The sequence below is a fragment of the Pseudomonas sp. R45(2017) genome, from assembly GCF_002112305.1.
GTDB classification, from domain to species: Bacteria; Pseudomonadota; Gammaproteobacteria; order Pseudomonadales; family Pseudomonadaceae; genus Aquipseudomonas; species Aquipseudomonas paraglycinae.
Genome location: NZ_NEHH01000006.1, coordinates 152,117 through 175,897, shown reverse-complemented (window position 1 = coordinate 175,897; position 23,781 = coordinate 152,117). Strand labels below are relative to the sequence as shown.

24 protein-coding genes and 1 pseudogene are annotated in these 23,781 nt (G+C 60.9%); 11 read left to right on the top strand and 14 right to left on the bottom strand.

Annotated elements, in window-relative coordinates; all coding sequences use genetic code 11:
* Positions 1-42: 42 nt before the first annotated feature.
* The 4 genes from CAF74_RS15675 to mreB all read right to left on the bottom strand — a co-directional run bounded on the left by CAF74_RS15675 (position 43) and on the right by mreB (position 3,496).
* On the bottom strand, positions 43-639 hold the full coding sequence (locus CAF74_RS15675; RefSeq protein WP_085746919.1) for a nucleoside triphosphate pyrophosphatase: 597 nt from the start codon (positions 637-639) through the stop codon (positions 43-45).
* A 63-nt stretch (positions 640-702) separates the two neighbouring features.
* Complete coding sequence (gene mreD, locus CAF74_RS15670; protein WP_064593386.1) at positions 703-1,194, bottom strand: rod shape-determining protein MreD; 492 nt, start codon at positions 1,192-1,194, stop codon at positions 703-705.
* Complete coding sequence (gene mreC / locus CAF74_RS15665; RefSeq protein WP_085746918.1) at positions 1,194-2,318, bottom strand: rod shape-determining protein MreC; 1,125 nt, start codon at positions 2,316-2,318, stop codon at positions 1,194-1,196. Before mreC ends, mreD begins: the two co-directional genes overlap by 1 nt.
* 140 nt (positions 2,319-2,458) lie before the next feature.
* The gene (gene mreB / locus CAF74_RS15660; protein ID WP_002555108.1) at positions 2,459-3,496 is read right to left on the bottom strand and encodes a rod shape-determining protein MreB; all 1,038 of its coding nucleotides are present in this window, start codon (positions 3,494-3,496) and stop codon (positions 2,459-2,461) included.
* 211 nt (positions 3,497-3,707) lie between these two features.
* Here mreB and gatC point away from each other — a divergent pair, with 211 nt between their 5' ends.
* From gatC to CAF74_RS15630, 6 genes are all read left to right on the top strand, one after another.
* Positions 3,708-3,995 (top strand): Asp-tRNA(Asn)/Glu-tRNA(Gln) amidotransferase subunit GatC, encoded by a 288-nt coding sequence (gatC, locus tag CAF74_RS15655; protein WP_085698446.1) that lies wholly within the window; start codon positions 3,708-3,710, stop codon positions 3,993-3,995.
* Positions 3,996-4,011: 16 nt separating this feature from the next.
* Positions 4,012-5,463 (top strand): Asp-tRNA(Asn)/Glu-tRNA(Gln) amidotransferase subunit GatA, encoded by a 1,452-nt coding sequence (gene gatA / locus CAF74_RS15650; protein WP_085746917.1) that lies wholly within the window; start codon positions 4,012-4,014, stop codon positions 5,461-5,463.
* 10 nt (positions 5,464-5,473) lie between these two features.
* Positions 5,474-6,919, top strand: a complete 1,446-nt coding sequence (gatB, locus tag CAF74_RS15645) for an Asp-tRNA(Asn)/Glu-tRNA(Gln) amidotransferase subunit GatB (protein ID WP_085746916.1) — start codon at positions 5,474-5,476, stop codon at positions 6,917-6,919.
* A 146-nt stretch (positions 6,920-7,065) separates the two neighbouring features.
* On the top strand, positions 7,066-7,440 hold the full coding sequence (locus CAF74_RS15640; RefSeq protein ID WP_011332454.1) for a septal ring lytic transglycosylase RlpA family protein: 375 nt from the start codon (positions 7,066-7,068) through the stop codon (positions 7,438-7,440).
* 46 nt (positions 7,441-7,486) lie between these two features.
* Positions 7,487-8,548, top strand: coding sequence for a calcium/sodium antiporter (locus CAF74_RS15635; protein WP_085746915.1), 1,062 nt, complete (start codon positions 7,487-7,489; stop codon positions 8,546-8,548).
* Complete coding sequence (locus tag CAF74_RS15630; RefSeq protein WP_011332452.1) at positions 8,545-8,925, top strand: carboxymuconolactone decarboxylase family protein; 381 nt, start codon at positions 8,545-8,547, stop codon at positions 8,923-8,925. The genes CAF74_RS15635 and CAF74_RS15630 overlap by 4 nt, the downstream gene beginning before the upstream one ends.
* A 9-nt stretch (positions 8,926-8,934) precedes the next feature.
* On the opposite strand, the gene CAF74_RS15625 is transcribed toward CAF74_RS15630, so the two are convergent.
* From CAF74_RS15625 to kdgD, 5 genes are all read right to left on the bottom strand, one after another.
* Positions 8,935-9,876, bottom strand: coding sequence for an AEC family transporter (locus tag CAF74_RS15625; RefSeq protein WP_085746914.1), 942 nt, complete (start codon positions 9,874-9,876; stop codon positions 8,935-8,937).
* 179 nt (positions 9,877-10,055) lie between these two features.
* Complete coding sequence (gene garD, locus CAF74_RS15620) at positions 10,056-11,609, bottom strand: galactarate dehydratase (protein ID WP_007953621.1); 1,554 nt, start codon at positions 11,607-11,609, stop codon at positions 10,056-10,058.
* Between the two features lie 11 nt (positions 11,610-11,620).
* The gene (locus CAF74_RS15615; protein WP_085608178.1) at positions 11,621-12,985 is read right to left on the bottom strand and encodes an MFS transporter; all 1,365 of its coding nucleotides are present in this window, start codon (positions 12,983-12,985) and stop codon (positions 11,621-11,623) included.
* 99 nt (positions 12,986-13,084) lie between these two features.
* Complete coding sequence (locus CAF74_RS15610) at positions 13,085-14,524, bottom strand: aldehyde dehydrogenase family protein (protein WP_085746913.1); 1,440 nt, start codon at positions 14,522-14,524, stop codon at positions 13,085-13,087.
* A gap of 61 nt (positions 14,525-14,585) precedes the next feature.
* Positions 14,586-15,497 carry a 5-dehydro-4-deoxyglucarate dehydratase gene (gene kdgD / locus CAF74_RS15605; RefSeq protein ID WP_011332448.1) on the bottom strand — a complete coding sequence of 304 codons (912 nt, stop codon included), beginning with the start codon at positions 15,495-15,497 and terminating at the stop codon, positions 14,586-14,588.
* A gap of 236 nt (positions 15,498-15,733) precedes the next feature.
* Between kdgD and CAF74_RS15600 the strand changes: the two genes are divergently transcribed.
* The 4 genes from CAF74_RS15600 (at position 15,734) to CAF74_RS15585 (ending at position 18,194) form a co-directional block, all read left to right on the top strand.
* Positions 15,734-17,032 carry a phospholipase gene (locus CAF74_RS15600; protein ID WP_085746912.1) on the top strand — a complete coding sequence of 433 codons (1,299 nt, stop codon included), beginning with the start codon at positions 15,734-15,736 and terminating at the stop codon, positions 17,030-17,032.
* Between the two features lie 11 nt (positions 17,033-17,043).
* Positions 17,044-17,235 carry a hypothetical protein gene (locus CAF74_RS15595; protein WP_085746911.1) on the top strand — a complete coding sequence of 64 codons (192 nt, stop codon included), beginning with the start codon at positions 17,044-17,046 and terminating at the stop codon, positions 17,233-17,235.
* 102 nt (positions 17,236-17,337) lie between these two features.
* Positions 17,338-17,712, top strand: coding sequence for a hypothetical protein (locus CAF74_RS15590; protein ID WP_085746910.1), 375 nt, complete (start codon positions 17,338-17,340; stop codon positions 17,710-17,712).
* Positions 17,713-17,846: 134 nt separating this feature from the next.
* The gene (locus tag CAF74_RS15585; RefSeq protein WP_085746909.1) at positions 17,847-18,194 is read left to right on the top strand and encodes a hypothetical protein; all 348 of its coding nucleotides are present in this window, start codon (positions 17,847-17,849) and stop codon (positions 18,192-18,194) included.
* A 22-nt stretch (positions 18,195-18,216) separates the two neighbouring features.
* Here CAF74_RS15585 and CAF74_RS15580 read toward each other — a convergent pair.
* A pseudogene (locus CAF74_RS15580) lies at positions 18,217-18,480 on the bottom strand (FadR/GntR family transcriptional regulator); the annotation flags it as partial.
* Positions 18,481-18,728: 248 nt separating this feature from the next.
* Between CAF74_RS15580 and CAF74_RS15575 the strand changes: the two are divergent.
* Entirely contained in the window at positions 18,729-19,079 is a 351-nt protein-coding gene (locus tag CAF74_RS15575) for a hypothetical protein (RefSeq protein WP_085746908.1), read from the top strand.
* A 7-nt stretch (positions 19,080-19,086) separates the two neighbouring features.
* Here CAF74_RS15575 and CAF74_RS15570 read toward each other — a convergent pair whose 3' ends face one another.
* The 4 genes from CAF74_RS15570 to CAF74_RS15555 all read right to left on the bottom strand — a co-directional run bounded on the left by CAF74_RS15570 (position 19,087) and on the right by CAF74_RS15555 (position 23,604).
* Entirely contained in the window at positions 19,087-19,833 is a 747-nt protein-coding gene (locus tag CAF74_RS15570; protein WP_175473381.1) for a FadR/GntR family transcriptional regulator, read from the bottom strand.
* Between the two features lie 131 nt (positions 19,834-19,964).
* Positions 19,965-21,692, bottom strand: a complete 1,728-nt coding sequence (locus CAF74_RS15565; RefSeq protein ID WP_085746907.1) for an ABC transporter ATP-binding protein/permease — start codon at positions 21,690-21,692, stop codon at positions 19,965-19,967.
* A 96-nt stretch (positions 21,693-21,788) separates the two neighbouring features.
* Positions 21,789-22,349 (bottom strand): response regulator transcription factor, encoded by a 561-nt coding sequence (locus tag CAF74_RS15560; RefSeq protein WP_003221630.1) that lies wholly within the window; start codon positions 22,347-22,349, stop codon positions 21,789-21,791.
* Entirely contained in the window at positions 22,342-23,604 is a 1,263-nt protein-coding gene (locus tag CAF74_RS15555) for an ATP-binding protein (RefSeq protein WP_011332442.1), read from the bottom strand. The genes CAF74_RS15560 and CAF74_RS15555 overlap by 8 nt, the downstream gene beginning before the upstream one ends.
* Between the last annotated feature and the right edge of the window lie 177 nt (positions 23,605-23,781).

The following is a 23,781-nucleotide window of genomic DNA, read 5'->3' as shown; positions in this document are numbered from 1 at the left end:
AGGCATGTTCACGATAAAGGCCGCATCTTGTCCGTTCGACGCTCATTGCGCGTTCAGGGTTTGCCAACAGGGTATGCCGAAATGGCCGAGCAGTTCTGCGCTTTCGCACACCGGCAAGCCGACGACCGCCGAGTAACTGCCATTGAGGCCGGCGACGAACACCGCGCCAAGCCCCTGAATGCCGTAGCCACCCGCCTTGTCCCGGGGTTCGCCGCTGGCCCAGTAGGCGGCAGCTTCTTCGCGGCTGATCGACCGGAACCGCACCAGGCTGCGCACCACCCGCGACTCGCAGCGCTCGTCGTCGAGCACGGCAATCGCCGTCAGCACTTCATGCTCCTTGCCGGACAACATCATCAGCATGGCGCATGCGTCGGCTTCGTCCACCGGTTTGCCAAGAATTTTGCCGTCCAGCACCACGGCGGTATCGGCGCCCAGTACGCAAAACGCTACGTCGGAAGCGACGGTGCGCCGCCCGGCCTCGGCCTTGCCGCGCGCCAGGCGCTCGACGTAGGCCGATGGGGATTCATTGGCGAGAGGGGTTTCATCGATATCCGCGCTGATGGCGGTAAACGGGATGCCGATCTGCGTGAGCAACTCACGCCGACGCGGCGATCCTGAGGCGAGGTAAAGCGGCTTCATCCAAACATCTCCCTGTTGAGTGCCCTGCCTCATGGCACCGGTGGGGGCCCATGCCTGACCGAATCAGTTGATTTTGTAGCGCCGGCGCAATCCACGCAAAGCGAAGCTGACCCAAGGCCAGAGCAAGGCACTGACCAGTGCCGGCAGGACCAGCGCGAGGGTCGGCTGACGGTTGCCGGTCAAGGCACTGAGCCAGAGTTGTACGAGCTGGGCGAGGCCGAAGATCACCAGGATCACCAGGCTCTGCTGCCACATCGGGAACATTCGCAGGCGCTGCTGCAATGACAGCACCAGGAACGTGATCAAAGTCAGGATCAAGGCATTCTGACCGAGCAGATCGCCCTGCAGCACGTCTTCGGCCAATCCCAGGCAGAAAGCTGTGACCATGCCGACGGTGTGCGGCAAATACAAAGCCCAGAAAGTCAGGAGCAAGGCCAGCCAAAGCGGGCGCAGGATTTCCATGAAAATGGGCAGTGGCGATACGCTGAGCAGAATGCCGACAATAAATGTCAGCCAGACAATCCAGCCGTTACGCGATGCGGTAGCCCCGACCATTATTCTTGCCTCCCGGTGGTCGCCGGCGCAGTGACAGGCGGTTTGACCGCTGGTCGAGCCGCCGGCTGATTCGCCGGTGGTTTGCTGGCCGCTGGTGTGGCTGCAGGCGGTTTGCTTGCAGCGGGTTTGGCCGGTGTAGTGCTGGCAGCAGGCGCAGCCGGCGACGCCGCCGTGGCAGGAGTCGCAGCTGCGGCAGGCGGGGTGACGATCTTCGGCACCGTAGACGGAATCACCGGACCGCCACCGAAGGCATCAAGGTTTTCCTGAGCCTGCGCAGCATCGTTGGCACGCTCTTCCGCGGTGCGGTTGTCACTGAACACCAGCAACAGGTAACGGCTGCGGTTCAGTGCGGCGGTCGGCACGGCGCGAACAATGGCGAATGGCTGGCCGGAATCGTGAATCACTTCCTTGACCGTCGCCACCGGATAACCGGCCGGGAAACGCTGACCCAGGCCGGAGCTGACCAGCAGATCGCCTTCCTTGACGTCAGCAGTGTCCGCCACGTGGCGCAGTTCCAGACGCTCGGGGTTACCGGTGCCGCTGGCAATCGCCCGCAGACCGTTACGGTTTACCTGCACAGGAATGCTGTGGGTCGAGTCGGTCAGCAGCAGCACACGGGAGGTGTACGGCATCAGTTCGACCACCTGCCCCATCAGACCGCGAGCATCGAGCACCGGCTGACCGAGCACCACGCCATCACGCTCACCTTTGTTGATGATGATGCGATGGGTGAAAGGGTTGGGATCCATGCCGATCAGCTCGGCCACTTCGACCTTCTCGTTGACCAGCGCGGAGGAATTGAGCAACTCGCGCAGACGGACGTTCTGCTCGGTAAGGGCGGCAAGCTTCTGCATGCGACCCTGCAACAGCAGGTTTTCCGACTTGAGTTTTTCATTTTCGGCGACGAGCTCGGTGCGACTGCCGAACTGGCTGGCGATACCTTCCCACAACCGTCCGGGCAGGTCGGTAATCCAGTAGGCGTCCATCAGCACCAGCGAGGCCTGGCTGCGTACGGGTTTAAGAAGGCTAAAGCGCGCGTCAACGACCATCAGCGCGACCGACAGTACGGCCAGCACCAACAAGCGCACGCCCAGTGAGGGGCCCTTGGCGAAAAGCGGTTTAATAAGCCGCTCCTCCCAGGCAAATGTTCTGTTTATTCATACGGCATCAAACCGGCCTGGATGAAGACTGACAGAAGATAAACGCCAACAGGCAGCACTGCAAAGTGCTGCCTGTGCGCTCACCCACGTATTGCATCCGGCGATTATTCGCTGGAGAGCAGGTCCATGGTGTGCTTGTCCATCATTTCCAATGCACGGCCACCGCCGCGAGCGACGCAGGTCAGCGGATCTTCGGCAACGATCACCGGCAGACCGGTTTCCTGGGCCAGCAGCTTGTCGAGGTCACGCAGCAGCGCGCCACCACCGGTCAGTACCAGGCCACGCTCGGCGATGTCGGAAGCCAGTTCCGGCGGCGATTGCTCCAGAGCACTTTTCACGGCCTGAACGATGGTAGCCAGCGACTCTTGCAGAGCTTCCAGCACTTCGTTGGAGTTCAGGGTGAATGCGCGTGGAACGCCTTCGGCCAGGTTGCGACCGCGAACGTCGACTTCGCGAACTTCGCCGCCCGGGTAGGCCGTACCGATTTCCTGCTTGATGCGCTCGGCGGTGGATTCACCGATCAGGCTGCCATAGTTGCGGCGCACGTAGGTGATGATCGCTTCGTCGAAGCGGTCGCCGCCAACGCGTACGGATTCGGCATAGACCACACCGTTCAGGGAGATCAGCGCGATTTCGGTAGTACCACCACCGATATCCACGACCATCGAACCGCGTGCTTCTTCAACCGGCAGACCGGCACCGATCGCAGCGGCCATCGGCTCTTCGATCAGGAACACTTCACGGGCACCGGCGCCAAGGGCCGATTCACGGATGGCACGACGCTCAACCTGGGTGGATTTGCATGGAACGCAGATCAGCACACGAGGGCTGGGCTGCAGAAAGCTGTTTTCGTGAACCTTGTTAATAAAGTATTGCAGCATCTTTTCGCAGACGCTGAAGTCGGCGATCACGCCGTCCTTCATCGGACGAATGGCAGCAATGTTGCCCGGCGTACGGCCGAGCATGCGCTTGGCCTCGGTGCCGACAGCGACGACACTTTTCTGGTTACCGTGTGTCCGAATGGCCACAACCGATGGCTCATTCAGGACGATACCGCGCTCGCGCACGTAAATAAGGGTGTTGGCAGTGCCCAGGTCAATGGAAAGATCGCTGGAAAACATGCCACGCAGTTTCTTGAACATGGGAAAGGGACCCTAGGCAACGCGTGGGTAAAAAAGTGCGGCAAACTCTAACAACGACAGGGATTTTGGGCAAGGCGCCAATATGTTAAATTGGCCGCTTTTCTGTGCACCAAGCCCCACAATCGCGGCCTTATGACCGTAGAAGTGCGGTAGTGTTCCGACAATCTAACACACGGACGCCGTCCGTCCTGTTTTCCACTGGAGAAACCCGATGGCGCTAGAACGCTCCGACGTGGAAAAAATCGCTCATCTGGCCAGCCTTGGCCTGAATGACGCCGATCTTCCACACATCACTTCGGCCCTCAATAGCATTCTCGGGCTGGTCGACGAAATGCAGGCGGTCGATACCGACGGTATCGAGCCGCTGGCCCACCCGCTGGAAGCCAGTCAGCGCCTGCGCGCCGACGTCGTGACCGAAAGCAATAACCGCGAGGCTTATCAGTCCATCGCACCAGCGGTCGAAAACGGCCTGTACCTGGTTCCGAAAGTCATCGACTAAAGGGAAAGAGCCTGCAATGCATCAATTGACTCTGGCCGAGATCGCCCGCGGTCTCGCCGATAAAAAGTTTTCTTCCGAAGAGCTGACCAAAGTCCTGCTGGCGCGCATTACCCAGCTCGATCCGCAGCTCAACAGTTTCATCAGCCTCACCGAAGAGCTGGCCCTCGAGCAGGCGAAAGCCGCCGACGCGCGCCGGGCCAATGGTGAGAGTGGCGCCCTGCTGGGTGCGCCGATCGCCCATAAAGACCTGTTCTGCACCCAGGGCATTCGCACCAGCTGCGGCTCGAAGATGCTCGACAACTTCAAGGCTCCATACGACGCCACCGTGGTGTCGAAGCTGGCCGCCGCCGGCACCGTGACCCTGGGCAAGACCAACATGGACGAATTCGCCATGGGTTCGGCCAACGAGTCGAGCTGGTACGGCGCGGTGAAAAACCCGTGGAACCTGGAACACGTACCGGGCGGTTCGTCCGGTGGTTCGGCGGCGGCGGTTGCCGCTCGTCTGTTGCCTGCTGCGACGGCCACCGACACCGGCGGTTCGATCCGTCAGCCAGCTGCATTCACCAACCTCACCGGCCTGAAACCGACCTACGGTCGCGTGTCGCGCTGGGGCATGATCGCTTACGCCTCCAGCCTCGATCAGGGCGGCCCATTGGCTCGCACTGCCGAAGACTGCGCGATTTTGTTGCAAGGTATGGCCGGCTTCGATCCGAACGACTCCACCAGCATCGATGAGCCAGTGCCAGACTACGCCGCTGGTCTTAACGGTTCGCTGCAAGGCCTGCGCATCGGCGTGCCAAAGGAATACTTCGGCGCCGGTCTCGACCCGCGCATCGCCGAGCTGATCCAGAACAGCATCAAAGAGCTGCAGAAGCTCGGTGCCGTGATCAAGGAAATCAGCCTGCCGAACATGCAGCACGCGATTCCTGCGTACTACGTGATCGCCCCGGCAGAAGCCTCCTCCAACCTGTCGCGTTTCGACGGCGTGCGCTTCGGCCACCGCTGCGAAGATCCGAAGAACCTGGAAGACCTGTACAAGCGCTCCCGTGGCGAAGGCTTTGGTGCCGAAGTGCAGCGCCGGATCATGGTCGGTGCCTACGCACTGTCCGCCGGTTACTACGACGCCTACTACCTGAAAGCGCAGAAGATCCGTCGCCTGGTGAAGAACGACTTCATGGCTGCCTTTAATGAAGTCGACATCATCCTCGGCCCGACCACGCCAAACCCGGCCTGGAAACTCGGCGCCAAGAACAGCGACCCGGTCGCTGCCTACCTGGAAGACGTCTACACCATCACCGCCAACCTCGCGGGCCTGCCGGGCCTGTCGATGCCGGCCGGTTTTGTCGATGGTCTGCCGGTTGGCGTGCAACTGCTCGCTCCGTATTTCCAGGAAGGCCGTTTGCTCAACGTTGCGCACCAGTATCAGTTGAACACTGACTGGCACACCCGCACCCCAACCGGCTTCTGAGGAGACATACATGCAATGGGAAGTCGTGATCGGGCTGGAGATTCACACCCAGCTCACCACCCGGTCGAAAATCTTTTCCGGTAGTTCCACCACGTTCGGCTCCGAGCCGAACACCCAGGCCAGCCTGATCGACCTGGGCATGCCCGGCGTGCTGCCGGTGCTGAACCAGGAAGCTGTGCGCATGGCGGTGATGTTCGGTCTGGCGATTGACGCCGAGATCGGTCAGCACAACGTGTTCGCCCGTAAAAACTATTTCTACCCGGATCTGCCGAAGGGCTACCAGATCAGCCAGATGGAATTGCCGATCGTCGGCAAGGGTCACCTGGACATCGCGCTGGAAGACGGCACGGTCAAACGCGTCGGCATCACCCGCGCGCACCTGGAAGAAGACGCCGGCAAGAGCCTGCACGAAGAATTCAGCGGTGCCACCGGCATCGACCTGAACCGTGCCGGCACACCGCTGCTGGAAATCGTTTCCGAGCCGGACATGCGCAGCGCCAAGGAAGCCGTGGCCTACGTCAAGGCGATCCACACGCTGGTACGTTACCTGGGCATCTGCGACGGCAACATGGCCGAAGGCTCGCTGCGTTGCGACTGCAACGTGTCGATCCGTCCGAAAGGCCAGGTTGAATTCGGCACCCGCTGCGAGATCAAGAACGTCAACTCGTTCCGCTTCATCGAGAAGGCGATCAACTCCGAGATCCAGCGTCAGATCGACCTGATCGAAGACGGCGGCAAAGTGATCCAGCAGACCCGTCTGTACGATCCGAACAAGGACGAAACCCGTCCGATGCGCAGCAAAGAGGAAGCCAACGACTACCGTTACTTCCCCGATCCGGACCTGCTGCCGGTGGTCATCGAGGACTCGTTCCTCAACGACGTGCGCGCCACCCTGCCGGAGCTGCCACCGCAGAAACGCGAGCGCTTCCAGAGTGCTTTCGGTCTGTCGGCCTACGACGCCAACGTGCTGGCCACCAGCCGTGAGCAGGCGGACTACTTCGAGAAAGTCGCAGCCATCGGCGGCGACGCCAAACTGGCGGCGAACTGGGTGATGGTCGAGTTGGGCAGCCTGCTCAACAAGCAGAACCTGGACATCGAGGATTCGCCGGTTTCGGCCGAGCAACTGGGCGGCATGCTGCAGCGCATCAAGGACAACACCATCTCCGGCAAGATTGCCAAGGTGGTGTTCGAAGCGATGGCCAACGGGGAAGGCAGCGCAGACGAGATCATCGAAAAACGCGGCCTGAAGCAAGTCACCGACACCGGCGCAATCTCGGCGGTGCTGGACGAAATGCTTGCGGCCAACGCCGAGCAGGTCGAGCAATACCGAGCGGCAGACGAAGCCAAGCGCGGCAAGATGTTCGGCTTCTTCGTCGGTCAGGCCATGAAAGCCTCCAAAGGCAAAGCCAACCCGCAGCAAGTGAACGAACTGCTGAAAAGCAAGCTCGAAGGCTGACGATGGTCCCGCGCCCGAGGATCGTTCCCACGCTCTGCGTGGGAATGCCGCCTCGGACGCTCCGCGTCCATTGCGGTGTGACGCAGAGCGTCACGGGGGTGCATTCCCACGCCGGAGCGTGGGAACGATCACTTGGGAGCTTTTGAATGAAACGTCTGCTCGGCGCCTGCGCCCTGCTCTCTTTGCTGGCCGGCTGCGCCAGCACAGATGTCATCGACCCGCACGGTTACGACCAGACCGGCGTCGCCTCCTATTACGGAGCCAAGCACCACGGTAAACGCACCGCCAGCGGCGAAGCGTTCAACCAGAATTCCCTGACCGCCGCCCACCGCCAGTTGCCCTTCGGCACGCGGGTGAAGGTCACCAACCTGAAAAACGATGAATCCGTCGTGGTCCGCATCAACGACCGCGGACCGCACACCCGTGGCCGTCTGATCGATGTTTCACGTGCGGCGGCCGAACAGCTCGGTATGCTGCGCAGTGGAACCGCCCGGGTTCGGGTGCAGGCCCTCGACGACTGATGGAGCGTCCACCATTTTCGGACTGACCGACTTACCCCTGATCAGCGTGATCGAATTGCTCAGCGGGCTGTTCCTGCTGATCGCCGGCGCCGAGCTGATGGTGCGCGCCGCCGTGCGCCTGGCCGCGCGCCTGCATGTACGACCGCTGATCATCGGCCTGACGATCGTTGCCCTCGGCAGCAGCGCCCCGCAAATGGCCGTCAGCCTGCAAGCCGTGCAGGCGCACACGCCGGACATCGCCGTCAGCAGCGTGATCGGCAGCAGCATTTTCAACATTCTTGTCACCCTCGGCCTGTCGGCGCTGATCATCCCGCTGCGGGTGTCGCGGCAACTGGTGCGCCTGGACATCCCGTTGATGATCGGCGCGAGCCTGTTGGTGTTCGTGCTGGCGTGGAATGAAGAACTCGGGCGCTTCGACGGCATTCTGTTGCTCGGCGCCCTCGCCCTGTATCTCGGATTACTGCTGCGCCAGTCGCGGCACTCTACCCGCCCGCATTCCGATCAACCGCACGATCCGCAGGCGCCGTGGTTCACCAGCCTGCTGATGATTGTCGGCGGTCTGGGCATGCTGGTGTTCGCCGGACACCTATTGCTGGGTGCGGCTGTGGTCGTCGCCACCGACCTGGGGTTCTCCGAGCGAGTGATCGGTCTGACCGTGGTCGCGGTCGGCACCTCGCTGCCGGAGCTCGCCACCTCGCTGATCGCCGCGCTGCGCGGTCAGCGTGACATCGCAGTGGGCAACGTGATCGGCGCCAACCTGTTCAACCTGCTTGGGGTGCTGGGCCTCACCGCGCTGATCGCGCCGACGCCGCTGTCGGTGTCACCCAACGCACTGGATTTCGACCTGCCGGTGATGCTCGGCGTCGCCGCGCTGTGCCTGCCGGTGTTCTATTCCGGTTATCGCGTGACACGGGCCGAAGGTTTGCTGCTGTTGGGTTTGTATCTGGCGTACGGGCTGCACGTGGTGTCGTTCACCACCGGCATGCCACTGGCCGGCAAGCTTGAACGATTGATGCTGTTTTATGTGCTGCCGACGCTGCTGACGTTTCTGTTTTTTACGTCCGTGCGCGCCTGGCGCCGCCAACACCACAAGAGGGATGTGCCATGACCGAATCGAAGAAATCCGGGGTTGAAGTCCGCCGCCAGGTAATGGGTGACGCGTTTGTCGACCGCGCGCTGGGCAACGCCACCGAGTTCACCCAACCGTTGCAGGATTTCGTCAACGAACACGCCTGGGGCGGCGTGTGGAATCGCGAAGGTTTGCCGCTGAAAACCCGCAGCCTGATCACCCTCGCCGCGCTGACCGCGTTGAAGTGCCCGCAGGAATTGAAGGGCCACGTGCGCGGTGCGTTGAACAATGGCTGCACGGTCGATGAGATCCGCGAAGCGCTGCTGCATTGCGCGGTGTATGCCGGCGTGCCGGCGGCGATCGATGCGTTCCGCGCGGCGCAGGAAGTGATCGACAGTTACCAGAAGCCTGAGTAACCGCCGGCCTCAGATCCACCCGCCCCACTGCAAGAAGAAGATCCCGATGTTGGTGGTGATCGCCGCCATTAACGTGGTCAGCACGATGATCGCCGCCGCCAGTTCATGATTGCCCTGGGCCGCACGGGCCATGACAAAACTGGCGGCGGCGGTCGGGCTGCCGAAGTACAGGAACAGAATCCCCAGCTCCGCCCCGCGAAAGCCCCACAGCCATGCGCCCAGCGTGGCGATGACCGGCAGGCCGATCATCTTCACCAGACTCGAACTGAGCGCCATGTTGCCGCTCTTGCGCAGCGCCGCCAGCGACAGCGTGCCGCCAATACAGATCAGCGCCAGCGGCAATGTGGTTTGAGCCAGGTATTGGCCGGAGGTTTCCAGCCAGCCCGGCAGACCGATCTTGAAATAAGCGAACGGCGCTGCCGCGATCACGCTGATGATCAGCGGATTGCTGACCACGCTTTTGCAGATGCTCCACGGATCGGACTTGATCACCGGGCTGTAGACCGCCAGCACGATGGTCGACAGGGTGTTGTAGAACAGGATCACCAGCGCCGCGAGAATCGCTCCGAGGGAAATCCCGTAGTCGCCGTACATACTCGCCGCCAGCGCCAGGCCGATCACCCCGTTGTTGCCGCGAAACGCGCCTTGGGTGTAGATGCCGCGATCTTCACGCGGACAACGGAAAATCGCCCAGCCCCAGGCCACGGCAAAACTGGCCAGCGTGGCGAGGGCGAAATAGATCAGCAGCGCCGGTTGCAGCGCGGCGTGCAGGTCGGCATGCAGGATGCCGAGAAACAGCAGCGCCGGCATGGTGACGTTGAACACCAGCGACGATGCCGTGTGGATGAAGTTGTCGTTGATCCAGTCGATGCGCTTGAGCAGCACACCGAGAAACAGCATGGCAAACACCGGCGCGGTGATGTTCAGGGTTTCGAGGAAGATTGCCAGCATGCCGGGGAGCCTTGGAGGTGAGCGTCGTTAGGGGGCTAATGATAAGCCACTTTCACCCTGATCGTTCCCACGCTCTGCGTGGTAACGTCTCCTGTGACGCTCCGCGTCACGCTGTTGGGACGCTCCGCGTCCCCGGCTGCATTCCCACGCGGAGCGTGGGAACGATCAACGGGGTGGTCTCAGGTGATAGGCGCCGGATTGAACAACGTAATGTCGTTATGCAGCTTGTGCTTCTCCGCCCACGTCTGCTGCTTGCCGCTCGCCACATCCAGGTAGTAGTGGAACAACTCCCAGCCCAACTCCTCGATGGATGCGCGACCGGTAGCAATCCGCCCGGCATCGATATCGATCAGATCCGGCCAACGCTGAGCCAGCTCCGTACGGGTCGAGACCTTCACCACCGGCGCCATCGCCAACCCATAAGGCGTGCCACGACCGGTAGTGAACACATGCAGATTCATCCCCGCCGCCAGTTGCAACGTACCGCAGACAAAATCACTCGCCGGCGTTGCACAGAAAATCAACCCCTTCTGCTTGAAACGTTCCCCAGGGCCGAGCACGCCGCTGATCGCACTGCTGCCGGACTTCACGATCGAGCCCAAGGACTTCTCGACAATGTTCGACAGCCCGCCCTTCTTGTTGCCCGGCGTGGTGTTGGCGCTGCGATCCGCTTCGCCCTTGGCCAGGTAACGGTCGTACCAGTCCATCTCGCGCACCAGTTCCTCGGCAACGGTTTTGGTCTGGGCCCGTGAGGTCAGCAGGTAGATCGCATCGCGCACTTCGGTGACTTCGGAAAACATCACCGTCGCCCCCGCCCGCAGCAGCAAGTCCGAGGCATAACCGAGCGCCGGGTTGGCAGTGATGCCGGAAAACGCATCGCTGCCGCCGCACTGCATGCCGAGGATCAGCTCGGACGCCGGCACGGTTTCGCGGCGACGCTGGTCGAGTTTCTTCAGGCGGACTTCGGCCAGTTCCATGATCTGCTCGATCATCTCGGTGAAACCGTGACTGGAATCCTGCAAGCGATACAGCCACGGCTCGCTCAGATCCACCGACGCATCGTCCTCGTGCATCACCTGCCCCGCCTGCAATTTCTCGCAGCCCAGGCTGATCACCAGCGCCTCGCCACCGAGGTTCGGGTTGCGCGCCAGATTGCGCACGGTGCGGATCGGGATGTAGGCGTCGGTGGCCGTGATGGCCACGCCGCAACCGTAACTGTGGGTCAGCGCCACCACGTCATCGACGTGCGGGTACTTGGGCAGCAGTTCATCCTTGATCCGCTTCACTGCGTGATCCAGCACCCCGGTGACGCACTGCACGGTGGTGGTGATCCCGAGGATGTTGCGCGTGCCGACGGTGCCGTCGGCGTTGCGATAACCCTCGAACGTGAAGCCTTCCAGCGGTGCCTGCGCGGCCGGCACATCGGTGGACAGCGGCAGGCTGTCCAGCGGCGGCGCGGTCGGCATGCGCAGTTGATCTTCCTTGACCCAACTGCCACGGGGAATCGGCTGCAACGCGTAGCCGATGATCTGGCCGTAGCGAATCACCGTGCCACCCTCGGGGATATCCACGAGGCTGACCTTGTGACTCTGCGGCACGAAATCCACCGTCACCAGGCCATCGGCAAATGCGGTGCCGGCCGGCACGCCCTGGTCGTTGACCACTACCACTACGTTGTCCCGCTCGTGCAGGCGGATGTAGCGCGGCGAGTCGGAATGTTCAATCAACTGCATGACGCCGCTCCTCAGGAATGCGCTTGAGACAATTTACCAGCCGCTTCGGAACCACCGTTGGTTGGCGGCTCTTTCAGGACCACACGCTTGATCGGGCCGACGATCACCAGGTAGCTGAACACCGCCACCAGCGCGTTGGCGCCGACGAACACCAGCGCCCATTTGAACGAACCGGTGGAGCTGATGATGTAGCCGATGACGATCGGAGTGGTGATCGAGGCGATGTTGCCGAAGGTGTTGAACAGGCCCCCGCTCAGACCGGCGATCTGTTTTGGCGAAGTGTCGGAGACCACCGCCCAGCCCAGCGCGCCCACGCCTTTGCCGAAGAATGCCAGGGCCATGAAGCCCACCACCATCCATTCAACGTCGACATAGTTGCAGGCCACGATGCTGCTCGAAACCAGCAGACCGGCAATGATCGGCGCCTTGCGGGCGAAGGTCAGCGAATGGCCCTTGCGCAGCAGATAATCGGAAATCACCCCGCCGAGGACGCCGCCGATAAAACCGCAGATCGCTGGCAACGAAGCAATGAAACCGGCCTTGAGGATGGTCATGCCGCGTTCCTGCACCAGGTACACCGGGAACCAGGTCAGGAAGAAATAGGTGATGCCGTTGATGCAGTACTGGCCCAGATACACGCCGAGCATCATGCGGTTGGTCAGCAGCTGGCGGATGTAATCCCATTTCGGGCCGTCTGCCTTTTTGCCTTGTTTCTGGTCCATGTCGACCATGCCGCCGTTGTCGGCGATGAACTTTACTTCCGCTTCGTTGGCCATCGGGTGTTGGCGCGGGCTGTGGATAACCTTCAGCCAGACCAGCGAGAACACGATACCGAGCAGGCCCATGACGATGAACACGTGCTCCCAGCCAAAGGAGAACACGATCCAGCCCATCAGCGGTGCGAACAGCACGGTCGCGAAGTATTGCGCCGAGTTGAAGATCGCCGAAGCGGTACCGCGTTCAGCGGTCGGGAACCAGGCCGCGACGATACGGGCGTTGCCGGGGAACGATGGCGCCTCGGCCAGACCGACCAGGAAGCGCAACATGAACAGCGCGACGATGGCCGTGGACATGCCGAACTCACCGACGAAGCCTTGCAGCACGGTGAACAGCGACCAGGTGAAAATGCTCAGGGCATAGACTTTTTTCGAGCCGAAGCGATCGAGCAGCCAGCCGCCGGGGATTTGCCCGGCCACGTAGGCCCAACCGAATGCAGAGAAGATGTAGCCGAGGGTGACCGCGTCGATGCCGAGGTCTTTTTGCAAACTGGAACCGGCGATCGCGATGGTGGCGCGGTCGGCGTAGTTGATCGTGGTCACCAAAAACAGCATGAGCAGGATCAAATAGCGGACGTGAGTCGGCTTGGACGATTGCATGTAGATGTACTCCCACTGATTATTTTTATGCGGGTAAAACATTCTTTGGTCTTGTGCCGCGCAGGGCCTCAGGCGAAGGCCCGGCGCGGGTGCAGCGATTTACGAACCGATGTAGCTGGTCTTCACGACCGTGTAGAACTCTTGCGCATAGCGGCCTTGCTCACGTGAGCCATAGGATGAACCCTTACGGCCACCGAACGGAACGTGGTAATCCACACCGGCGGTCGGCAGGTTGACCATCACCATCCCGGCCTGGGAATGACGCTTGAAGTGGTTGGCGTACTTCAGCGACGTAGTAGCGATACCCGCCGACAGACCGAATTCGGTGTCGTTGGCCATGGCCAGTGCAGCCTCGTAATCGGCCACGCGGACGATGTTGGCCACCGGGCCGAAGATCTCTTCGCGGCTGATGCGCATCGACGCTTCGCTGTCGGCAAACAGAGTCGGCGCGAGGAAGTAGCCCTCGGTGTCGCAGGTCACCAGACCACCGCCACTGACTACGCGCGCACCTTCGGACTGACCGATGTCGATGTATTTCAGGTCCTGCTCAAGCTGCGCTTGCGAGACCACCGGACCGATGTCGGTACCGGCCTTCAGCGCGTGGCCGACCTTGATCGACTTCATGCGCTCGGCCATGGCTTCGACGAACTTGTCGTGAATCCCGGCGGTAACGATCAGTCGGCTCGAAGCCGTGCAACGCTGGCCGGTGGAGTAGAACGCGCTCTGCACCGACAGCTCGACCGCCTGCTTGAGGTCGGCGTCGTCAAGGATGATCTGCGGGTTCTTGCCGCCCATTTCCAGCTGAACCTTGGCCTGGCGCGACACGCAGTTGACGGCGATCTGACGGCCCACACCGACGGAGCCAGTGAAGCTGATGCCATCGACTTTCGGGCTGTTGACCAGCGCTTCACCGACCACGCGACCGCTGCCCATCACCAGGTTGAACACGCCGGCCGGGAAGCCTGCGCGGGAGATGATTTCAGCCAGCGCCCAGGCGCAACCCGGCACCAGATCCGCCGGTTTCAACACCACGCAGTTGCCGTAGGCCAGGGCCGGGGCGATTTTCCACGAAGGGATGGCAATCGGGAAGTTCCACGGGGTGATCAGGCCGACCACACCGAGCGCTTCGCGAGTGACTTCTACGTTGACGCCCGGGCGCACCGACGGCACGTAGTCGCCGGACAGACGCAGGCATTCACCGGCGAAGAACTTGAAGATGTTGCCGGCGCGGGTCACTTCGCCGATGGCTTCGGGCAGGGTCTTGCCCTCTTCCCGGGCCAGCAGGGTGCCGAGCTCTTCGCGGCGGGCGAGGATTTCAGTGCCGACTTTGTCCAGCGAGTCGTGACGGGCCTGAATGCCCGAGGTCGACCACGCCGGGAACGCGGCGCGGGCGGCGTCGATGGCGGCGTTGACCTGAGCCAGGTCAGCCTTGGCGTAATCGCCGATGGTGTCGCTCAGTTCGGACGGGTTGATGTTCGCCGAGTAATCGTTACCGGCGACCCATTCACCGTTGATGTAGTTGTCATAGCGCTTGGTCACGAATCATTCTCCTGACGCAAAAGGCCGCTGATCGCTCAGCGGCCTTGTTTATAGAGTTGTGTTACTGCGCACCTTGCTTGTCGATCAGCGCGGCGAGCATTTCGTACTCTTCGCCGGTCAGGTCGGTCAGCGGCGCACGCACCGGGCCTGCGTCATAGCCGGCGATCTTGGCGCCTGCCTTGACGATGCTCACGGCGTAACCGGCCTTGCGGTTGCGGATGTCCAGGTACGGCAGGAAGAAGTCGTCGATGATCTTGCCGACGGTGGCGTGATCTTCGCGGGCAATCGCGTGGTAGAAGTCCATCGCGGTTTTCGGGATGAAGTTGAACACCGCCGACGAGTAGACCGGCACGCCCAGGGCCTTGTAGGCAGCGGCATAGACTTCGGCGGTCGGCAGACCACCGAGATAGCTGAAGCGATCGCCAAGGCGACGACGGATCGACACCATCAGTTCGATATCGCCCAGACCGTCCTTGTAACCGATCAGGTTCGGGCAGCGTTCGGCCAGACGCTCCAGCAGCGGCGCGGTCAGGCGGCAGACGTTGCGGTTGTAGACCACCACGCCGATGTTGACCGATTTGCACACGGCTTCAACGTGAGCGGCAACGCCGTCCTGGCTGGCTTCGGTCAGGTAGTGCGGCAGCAGCAACAGGCCCTTGGCGCCCAGACGCTCGGCTTCCTGAGCGTATTCGATGGCCTGGCGGGTCGAACCACCGACACCGGCGAGGATCGGCACGCTGCTGGCGCAGGTGTCGACGGCAGTCTTGATGATTTCCGAGTATTCGCTGGCAGCCAGAGAGAAGAATTCACCGGTGCCACCGGCGGCGAACAGGGCTGAAGCACCGTACGGGGCCAGCCATTCCAGGCGTTTGATGTAGCCAGCGCGGTTGAAATCGCCCTGGGCATTGAAATCGGTCACCGGGAACGACAGCAGGCCGGCGGAGAGGATGGACTTCAGTTCTTGTGGATTCATTATTCGAACACCCTGGTAGCAACGTTTTTTTGTGAGTGGACCGTTCAGCCTTCGCCGAAGTTGTAGGTCATCGTACAACTTAAAAGATAACCGTCAACTGCATTTCATCGCTGGAGGGCATTTTTTGTCGGACAAGATTTCTTTTTGACGTAGGAGATTTCTCGACTACGATTGATTTAACTGTATATACATACAGTTAAATAAAAACTTGCCGACGACATATCAAGGAGAAAGAAATGTCCGGTCTACGAACAAAATGCCTTGAAAAAACCACACCGGTCATCGCCCGTTTCGATGACCTTTTCACCCCCGGCGGCATCGCCTTCAGTGCCGAAAATCCGCATCTGTTGCTGCACATCGCCGACTCGCACAGCGATGTCGAACCCGTGACCGCCCTGACCGCTCAAGCCTTGAAAGGCAAACCGAAGTTACGCTTCGAAGGCGCAGAACACACGGCTATCGGCGACAACACCCGGCTGCGCTTTATTGAAAGCGCCGAGCCGGTGCTCGCGCAAAATGTGCCGCTGCATCTGCCGAACGGGTTGGCGCTGACCTACGGCCAGGTGCTGGCGCTGGGTGGTGATTTCTATGGAATCGTCGACCGTCCGATCAATGAAGGGTCGACTTCGGCCGATCGCCTTCAGCGCTTCACGGCGGCCTTCGACAGCCTCGCCGCGCTGACGACCTCGAAGACCGAGGCGACGCAAATTCTCGCAATCATGCAAAAAGAGATCGACGCGGTTAAACAGGCGATCAAGGACGGCAAACAACCCCATGAGGCTTATGACGCTTTTGGAGATACGTTGTCGGAAGAGTGGAACAAGATCACTGGCGGCGGCAGTTTTGTCTCAGCCCTGTTCCCGCTCGGTCGCTACCTGAAACTGGCCGCGAACAACGCCGACCACTTCGGCGAATGGGCTCGCCAAGCCTACATCGCCGGCCACACCGCCGCCCTGCAAACCGCTGCAGCCGCCCACGCCAGTCAGGACGAACTGCGACTGGAACGGGCCTACGCGATGAATGCGTTCGCCGACCACTACCTCACCGACCTTTTTTCTTCCGGGCATTTGCGGGTGCCGCGCAAGGTCATGGCCGCCGCCGTGACACCTAGCGACCTGGGTTCACTCATCACTCGCTTCATGCACGACGAAGACAGCAAGTTTGGCCTCAAGGTGCGTAACGGCCATGGCGAGCAATGGCGGGCGTTCGGTGACAAGCGCTACTTCGACGCCACGGACGCCGACAACCGCAATCAGGTGACTCTCGCGGTGCAGGATTCGGCAGACGAGGTGTATGCCGCGTATTCCAGCGGCAATGTGCCGACCACCTTCAACGCGCTGCAACGGCTGCCGGATCTGACGGCCGTGCTGGATCCGGCCAACAACTTCTCGCCACTGTTCCGCCTTCAAGGCAACAAAGTGCTGCGGCGCAAGGACGTCAACAACCTCAACGACACTGCCACCGTCGACGACTGGTGGGGCTGGAGCACTTACCTGCTGCTCAAGGACTATCACCCAAGCGGCAACACGAATTAAGGAGCGATTCGATGACGATTAAATTGAAACTGGAACTGGCCTCGGGCCAATCGATGAAAGGTGCGCCGCTGCAACTGCTGCGCGACGGCGTGGCCATCGCCCGCACGTCGGTGGATGCTCAGGGCCAGGCGACCTTCGACGTCAGGCCCGGCCCAGGCAAACTCGCGGTCAGGGTGGATCGTTCGATTCTGCCCCGCAGTTGAAATGCCCGGACAAGATTGCCCCGGCGCGCCTCACCGATTCGCCGGGTAAAGTGCGACGACTGCCGCGAAGGATCGCGGCAGATCTTTCAAGGAGAACAAAGCATGACGTTTGCCGCTGCACACCTTCCGCAATTCCCCGACCATGCCAGCGACTCGATCATCCTGCGGCTGTCGACGCTGGATGACGACCTGATCGTTCAGGTACCCGATGGCCAGAACACACCGCCGAACTGGGATGTGTACCCGATCCTCGGCGATGATCCGGAAGAGCCTGAATGGCAGGGTTTGTCGGAGCCGACCGGCGTCTGGGATGACGCACTGGATGACATGGTCGGCCTGACCGGGATTGAACTGAGCATCCCCAGATTCGAACTGGAAAAGTACCTGAACAGTACCGTTGAGCTGCGCTACAAGTTTGCTGATGAGTCCAGTCTGGAGCCGTGTTCGGAGCCGTTGAAACTCTACATCGAAGCCTGATCATGACGCGCGGCGGAATCAATTACGACCGCTTGTCGCCACTGTCATTTCTGACAGTGGCGCTCCGCCCCTCAAGAACGCTCAACTTACGGAGTAAAAAACGATTGCACTTACCCCTACCAGGAGAGTTTGTCATGCAAAAACTTGCCGCAGCAGAAGCACCTCAGGCGCCGAATGGAGTGCTGGACACCCAGAAACTGAGTGGTGCTTTTCTCCTCGATTTCTTTTATGAAGAGAAAGCAGCAAACCAACAGATCGACATAACAATTGAAGTTAAGCCTGACCGTTTTAGCATCCCTATAGAAAAGCACGCTAGATTTACGACGTTCATAGCCGAAAAGGAACAGTTCTCTCTGGGTTCAAAAAGCCTGTTCGACTATCAATTCAAAAATGGGTCCGCAGTTATCCACTTCATCGCAACAATAAACGGAACTCCACAACAGTCAGACACGTTAGAGCTGTCTATCGTCGACACCATATGACGTTTTCCCGCCCCTTCGGAGTTCAACCCTGCGCCTGCGCCTCTTCATGGGCCTGACGCAGCCGTTCGCGGCTGTTGGTCAGGTGCAGGCGCATGGCCGCGCGGGCGGCATCGGAATCCTGACGGGCGATGGCCTCGTAGATTTCCTCATGCTCGCGGCTCAGGCGATTCATGTAGTGCTGCTGATCGTCATGGGCCAGGCGCGCCGAGTTCAGCCGCGTGCGCGGAATGATGCTGGTGCCCAGGTGGGTCATGATGTCGGTGAAGTAGCGGTTGCCGGTGGACAATTACCTGAACCGTACCGTTGAGCTGCGCTACAAGTTTGCAGACGAGGCCAGTCTTGAGCCTTGCTCGGAACCACTGCTTCTGCACATCGAAAGCTGAATCACCATCAACCACTCGTCGAAACTGTTATTTCTTACAGGTGCGGCCACCAACCAATCCAGCCCTAATACTCTTGGCGTCATCACCCGACGCCAACGGCCAAGAGCCGGAACATACACTTTTCGATTGCAATGACAAAAGGACTTACATCATGACCGCACAACAAAGTGTCGTAGCCGCACCTGACTTGGAAGAGGCAGTTAAAGGAGTCGCTTACATTGAGAAGCTGAGTGATCCAACTCCCGCTTCAGTGTCCCAATACTTTGAAGCAGCAATCGGCGACGTGATCGAGATGCTCGTCAGCACCTCGACCGGAAGCAATTGGAGTTCTAAATACACACTGAGCCAGCCATTATTCCCTGTCACCTTTGACATTCCAAAAAGCACGTTTGCCAATAACCTGGTGTCGGGAGCTACGGCTAATTTGCGCTACACGATTGCTAAAACCGGCAGCCCGGATGTAGTCACCTCCCCGACTTTGACAGTACGCCTCGAACCGTAATCAACCCTCAACCCTGAGCCTGCGCCTCTTCATGGGCCTGACGCAGCCGTTCGCGGCTGTTGGTCAGGTGCAGGCGCATGGCCGCGCGGGCGGCATCGGAATCCTGACGGGCGATGGCGTCGTAGATTTCCTCGTGCTCGCGGCTCAGGCGATTCATGTAGTGCTGCTGATCGTCATGGGCCAGTCGCGCCGAATTCAGCCGCGTGCGCGGAATGATGCTGGTGCCCAGGTGGGTCATGATGTCGGTGAAATAGCGGTTGCCGGTGGACAGCGCGATTTGCAGATGGAACTGGAAGTCCGACGCCACTGCATCGCTGGCGTGGGCCACGCTGTCATTCAGCGCATCAAGGGCCGCGCGCATCGCAGCAAGTTGCTCGGTGCTGCGGCGCTGCGCGGCAAGGCCGGCGGATTCGACTTCGAGGCTGATACGCAATTCGAGAATGGCCAACACGTCACGCAGGGTGACCACGGTGGCCGGGTCGATCCGGAAGCCGCTCGGGCTCGGGGTGTCGAGCACGAAGGTGCCGATGCCATGACGGGTTTCCACCTGCCCCGCCGCCTGCAAACGGGAAATCGCCTCGCGCACCACGGTGCGGCTGACGCCATGGGCTTCCATGATCGCCGACTCGGTGGGCAACTTGTCGCCGCGCTTGAGCAGACCGTCGCGGATCTGCTCGGTCAGCACCGTCACCAGTTCCTGAGCCAGGCTGCGGCGCTTGCGAGGGAGTCGCGGGGTGTCGATCAGGTTTTCCATGGTCTGCATCTTGTCTCGAAAATTCGGCTTGTGGGCATCATAGCTCAAGCGGGTTGTACGATCACTTTCCGTTTCCACACAAACCCTGTGGGAGGCGGCAAGCCAGCCCTCACAGGGTTTGTGTGGACATATCAGGCAGTCACGTTCTGCTCAACCAGGTGACCACTGTCGATGCGCACATGCCGTGGATGGAAGCGCTTGAGGCTGCTGCGATGGCCGACGCTGACGATGCTCAGGCCCGGCAACTGGTCAATCAACGCCTGATACAGCGTGGCTTCGTCTTCTTCATCCATCGCCGACGTCGCTTCGTCCATGTACAGCCATTGCGGTGCATAGAGCAGCGCGCGGGCGAAGGCCAGACGTTGCTGTTCACCCGGCGAGAGCATGCGCTGCCAGTGATTGGCCTCGTCCAGTCGAGCCACCAGATGCGGCAAACGGCAGGTTTCCAGCACTTGTGCATAACGCTCGGGCGCGTAGGTGTCGCCCGGTTGTGGATAACTCAAGGCGTCGCGCAGGGTGCCGATCGGCAGATACGGTTTCTGTGGCAAGAACAGATAACGCGAAGCCGGCAATCGAATACTGCCGTGCCCGGCCGGCCACAAATGGCCCATCGCCCGCAGCAGCGTGGATTTACCGCTGCCGGAGCGGCCACTGAGCATCACCCGCTCGCCCTGCTCCACGGTCATGTCTGCACTGGTCAGCAGGTGACGACCGTCAGCCAGATCGAGGCCCAGGTTATGAACCTTCAGCTCATTGCCCTGATTCTGCACATCAATGGCCGGTGCGCGTTCTTCGTTGTCGGTCATCGCCTGACGGAAGCTCAGCAGACGATCACACGTGGCGCGCCATGCGGCGAGATCCGAATACGCGTTGATGAACCAGCTGAAGTTCTCCTGCACGTTGCCGAATGCCGAGTTGATCTGCATCAGCTCACCGAGCTCGATCTTGCCGGTCAGGTAACGCGGGGCCGCGACGATGAACGGGAAGATGATTGCGATCTGGCCGTAACCGGAGGTGAAGAACGTCAGGCGCTTGGACACGCGCATGATGTCCCAGAAGTTGTGCCAGACCAGACCGAAGCGATTGCTCAAACGCCGATTCTCGTTCGGTTCGCCGTTGTACAGCGCAATGCTCTCGGCATTCTCACGTACTCGCACCATGGAGAAACGCAGGTCGGCCTCGAAGCGTTGTTGTTGGTTGTTCAGGCCGATCAGGCGTCGACCGATCAGGTGCGTCAGCCAGCTGCCGACCGCCGCGTACAGCAGCGCACACCAGAACATGTAGCCGGGAATCTCGATGCCGAACACCTCGATGCTGCCCGACACACCCCACAGAATGATCGAGAACGACACCAGGCTGACCACCGTGCGGATCAGGCCCAACGCGAGACTCAAGGTGTTGCTGGTGAAGGTGTTGAGGTCTTCGGAAATCCGCTGGTCAGGGTTGTCGGTGTAACCGCCCTGCTCCAGCTGGTAATAGTTTTTGTGCCCGAGCCAGCGCTTGAAATGGTTCTCGGTGAGCCATGCCCGCCAACGGATGGTCAGCATCTGCGTCAGGTACAGGCGATACACGGCGCCGAGGATTGCCACCGCCGCAATGCCGCAGAAATACAGGATCAACTGCCAGAATGCCGCCTCATCCTTCTTTTGCAGGGCGTTATAGAAATCCTTGTACCAACTGTTGATCCACACCGAGATCGCCACGCTGAACAACGTCAGCGCGATCACGGCGATCAGCAACGTCCAGGCCTTGCCCTTCTCTTCGCTGCGCCAGTAAGGCGTGGTCATGGCCCACACCTTGCGAAAAAACTGCCCGCGCACAGTATCGTTGACCGCGGAATATTCAGCGTTCTGATTCATGGAAAAGGCTCGATAAAGAAAAGAACAGACACGCACCGATCATAGATGATCGGTGCGCTTTATCGCGAGGGCTGGCGATGGTCGTTCAGCGCAGGTTCAGCGACGAACCGGGCGCTTCTGCAATTTGCGCTGCAGGGTGCGGCGGTGCATGCCCAGGGCGCGGGCCGTGGCGGAGATGTTGCCTTCGTGCTCGGTCAGCACGCGCTGGATGTGCTCCCATTGCAGGCGATCCACCGACATCGGGTTTTCCGGCACCAGGCTGTCGAGGTCGGCGTGTTCGGACAGCAGCGCTGCCAGCACATCGTCGGCGTCGGCCGGTTTGCACAGGTAATTGCAGGCGCCGCGCTTGATCGCTTCAACCGCGGTGGCAATGCTCGAGTAACCGGTGAGGATCACCACGCGCATTTCCGGGTCCAGCTCCAGCAGCTTCGGCAGCAGGACCAGACCGGAGTCGCCGTCCATTTTCAGGTCCAGCGCGGCGTAGTCCGGCAGATCGGCCTGGGCGATGGTCAGGCCTTCTTCGGCGGAACCGGCGGTGCTGACGCGGAAACCACGGCGGGCCATGGCACGGGCCATCACCCGGGTGAAGGTCGCGTCGTCATCGACCAGCAGCAAATGCGGCAGTTCTTCGCCTTCGACTTGGATTTCGTCACTCATGTTGCTCTCCTCGGGCGCCGTGGGGCAGGCGCAGCTCGGTGAGCGTGCCGCCTTCCTCATGACTATAGAGTTTCACTGAGCCGCCGGCGCGTGTCACGCTGGCCTTGCTCAAAAACAGGCCCAGGCCGAAACCTTTGCCCTTGGTGGTAAAAAACGGTTTGCCGATCTGCTCGGCGATGGCCAGCGGCACACCGGCGCCATGGTCGCGGATGCTGATGGTCAGGTCTTCGGCGGTCCAGTCCAGGGTCACCTGAAGGTTTTCCGGGCAGGCGTCGGCGGCGTTGTTCAACAGATTCAACAAGGCCTGGGTCAGATCCGGCGGCGGCGCAACTCGCGGCAACGGGCCCTGGCCCAGACGCTGGAAGCGATAGCTGGCTTCCGGGCGCATCAGGTGCCAGCGGTTGAGCGCCTCGTCGAGCCACTCGGTGACGTCCTGCATCTCCACCGCCATCCGGCGATTGGCTTCGGCGGCGCGCACCAGTTGTTGCAGGGTCTCCTTGCAGAGCTTCACCTGATCCTTCAGCACCTTCAGGTCTTCCTGAAGCATCGGATCGTGGTGGTCCTGCTGCATTTCATTGAGCAACACGCTCATGGTCGCCAGCGGTGTGCCCAGTTCATGGGCGGCACCGGCGGCCTGAGTCGCAACGGCCAGCAATTGCTGATCGCGCAGGCCTTCTTCCCGGCGGATCGCGCGCAATTCTTCCTGCCGCCGCAGCTCTTCAGCCATCCGCGCGGCGAAAAACGTAATCACCGCTGCTGCAAGAGCGAAGCTCAGCCACATGCCGTAGATCTGCAGGTTCTCCCGGGCCACCGGCAGGGTTTCCAGCGGATAGAAGTGCGTCAGCATCAATGTGTACAAGGCCAGCGCAATACCGGACAGCACCACCGAATACCGCCATGGCAGCGTCACCGCAGCGATGGTCAGCGGCACCAGATAATACGAAACGAACGGGTTGGTCGAACCACCGGAGAAATACAGCAAGGCACTGTGGATAACCAGGTCGCAGGCCAGTTGCAACGCATATTCGAGCTCGGTGACCGGCCACGAAGTGCGCAGGCGCACGGCGGTGAACACACACAGCAGAATCGAACAGCCGAGGGTCATCACCAGTTGCACCCACGGCAACGGCAACAGATCCAGCCAGTAGGCCAGGCCCACGGAACCGGCCTGCGCGGCGAGCACCAGGGTGCGGATGAAAGTCAGCCGCCAGAGGTTCTGGCGAGTGGCGGAAGTCAGTTGTACGGGGGCGAGCATGAGCTCTCCTGATGAGCGCTCCAGGCGGATCGCACGGAGTATAACCAAGGCGCGGGCTTGAGAGGCGAAAGTGCGGCAAACAACCACACCCAAAAGCAGTTGCAAGTTGCGAGCTTCAAGCTACGAGCAAAAGCTTGCGGCTTGCAGCTTGAATCTCGTCGCTGGCCTTGTCATCTG

Bases quoted from the DNA above. Each gene is read 5' to 3' on its own strand.
- CAF74_RS15585 (WP_085746909.1), top strand. From the start codon at position 17,847: ATGCAAAAACTTGCCGCAGCAGAAGCACCTCAGGCGCCGAATGGAGTG.
- gatB (WP_085746916.1), top strand. From the start codon at position 5,474: ATGCAATGGGAAGTCGTGATCGGGCTGGAGATTCACACCCAGCTCACC.
- CAF74_RS15575 (WP_085746908.1), top strand. From the start codon at position 18,729: ATGACCGCACAACAAAGTGTCGTAGCCGCACCTGACTTGGAAGAGGCA.
- CAF74_RS15570 (WP_175473381.1), bottom strand. From the start codon at position 19,833: ATGGAAAACCTGATCGACACCCCGCGACTCCCTCGCAAGCGCCGCAGC.
- CAF74_RS15625 (WP_085746914.1), bottom strand. From the start codon at position 9,876: ATGCTGGCAATCTTCCTCGAAACCCTGAACATCACCGCGCCGGTGTTT.
- CAF74_RS15630 (WP_011332452.1), top strand. From the start codon at position 8,545: ATGACCGAATCGAAGAAATCCGGGGTTGAAGTCCGCCGCCAGGTAATG.
- CAF74_RS15560 (WP_003221630.1), bottom strand. From the start codon at position 22,349: ATGAGTGACGAAATCCAAGTCGAAGGCGAAGAACTGCCGCATTTGCTG.
- CAF74_RS15675 (WP_085746919.1), bottom strand. From the start codon at position 639: ATGAAGCCGCTTTACCTCGCCTCAGGATCGCCGCGTCGGCGTGAGTTG.
- CAF74_RS15555 (WP_011332442.1), bottom strand. From the start codon at position 23,604: ATGCTCGCCCCCGTACAACTGACTTCCGCCACTCGCCAGAACCTCTGG.
- CAF74_RS15615 (WP_085608178.1), bottom strand. From the start codon at position 12,985: ATGCAATCGTCCAAGCCGACTCACGTCCGCTATTTGATCCTGCTCATG.
- gatC (WP_085698446.1), top strand. From the start codon at position 3,708: ATGGCGCTAGAACGCTCCGACGTGGAAAAAATCGCTCATCTGGCCAGC.
- garD (WP_007953621.1), bottom strand. From the start codon at position 11,609: ATGCAGTTGATTGAACATTCCGACTCGCCGCGCTACATCCGCCTGCAC.
- gatA (WP_085746917.1), top strand. From the start codon at position 4,012: ATGCATCAATTGACTCTGGCCGAGATCGCCCGCGGTCTCGCCGATAAA.
- mreB (WP_002555108.1), bottom strand. From the start codon at position 3,496: ATGTTCAAGAAACTGCGTGGCATGTTTTCCAGCGATCTTTCCATTGAC.
- CAF74_RS15595 (WP_085746911.1), top strand. From the start codon at position 17,044: ATGACGATTAAATTGAAACTGGAACTGGCCTCGGGCCAATCGATGAAA.
- kdgD (WP_011332448.1), bottom strand. From the start codon at position 15,497: ATGAATCCACAAGAACTGAAGTCCATCCTCTCCGCCGGCCTGCTGTCG.
- CAF74_RS15640 (WP_011332454.1), top strand. From the start codon at position 7,066: ATGAAACGTCTGCTCGGCGCCTGCGCCCTGCTCTCTTTGCTGGCCGGC.
- CAF74_RS15590 (WP_085746910.1), top strand. From the start codon at position 17,338: ATGACGTTTGCCGCTGCACACCTTCCGCAATTCCCCGACCATGCCAGC.
- CAF74_RS15600 (WP_085746912.1), top strand. From the start codon at position 15,734: ATGTCCGGTCTACGAACAAAATGCCTTGAAAAAACCACACCGGTCATC.
- CAF74_RS15565 (WP_085746907.1), bottom strand. From the start codon at position 21,692: ATGAATCAGAACGCTGAATATTCCGCGGTCAACGATACTGTGCGCGGG.
- mreD (WP_064593386.1), bottom strand. From the start codon at position 1,194: ATGGTCGGGGCTACCGCATCGCGTAACGGCTGGATTGTCTGGCTGACA.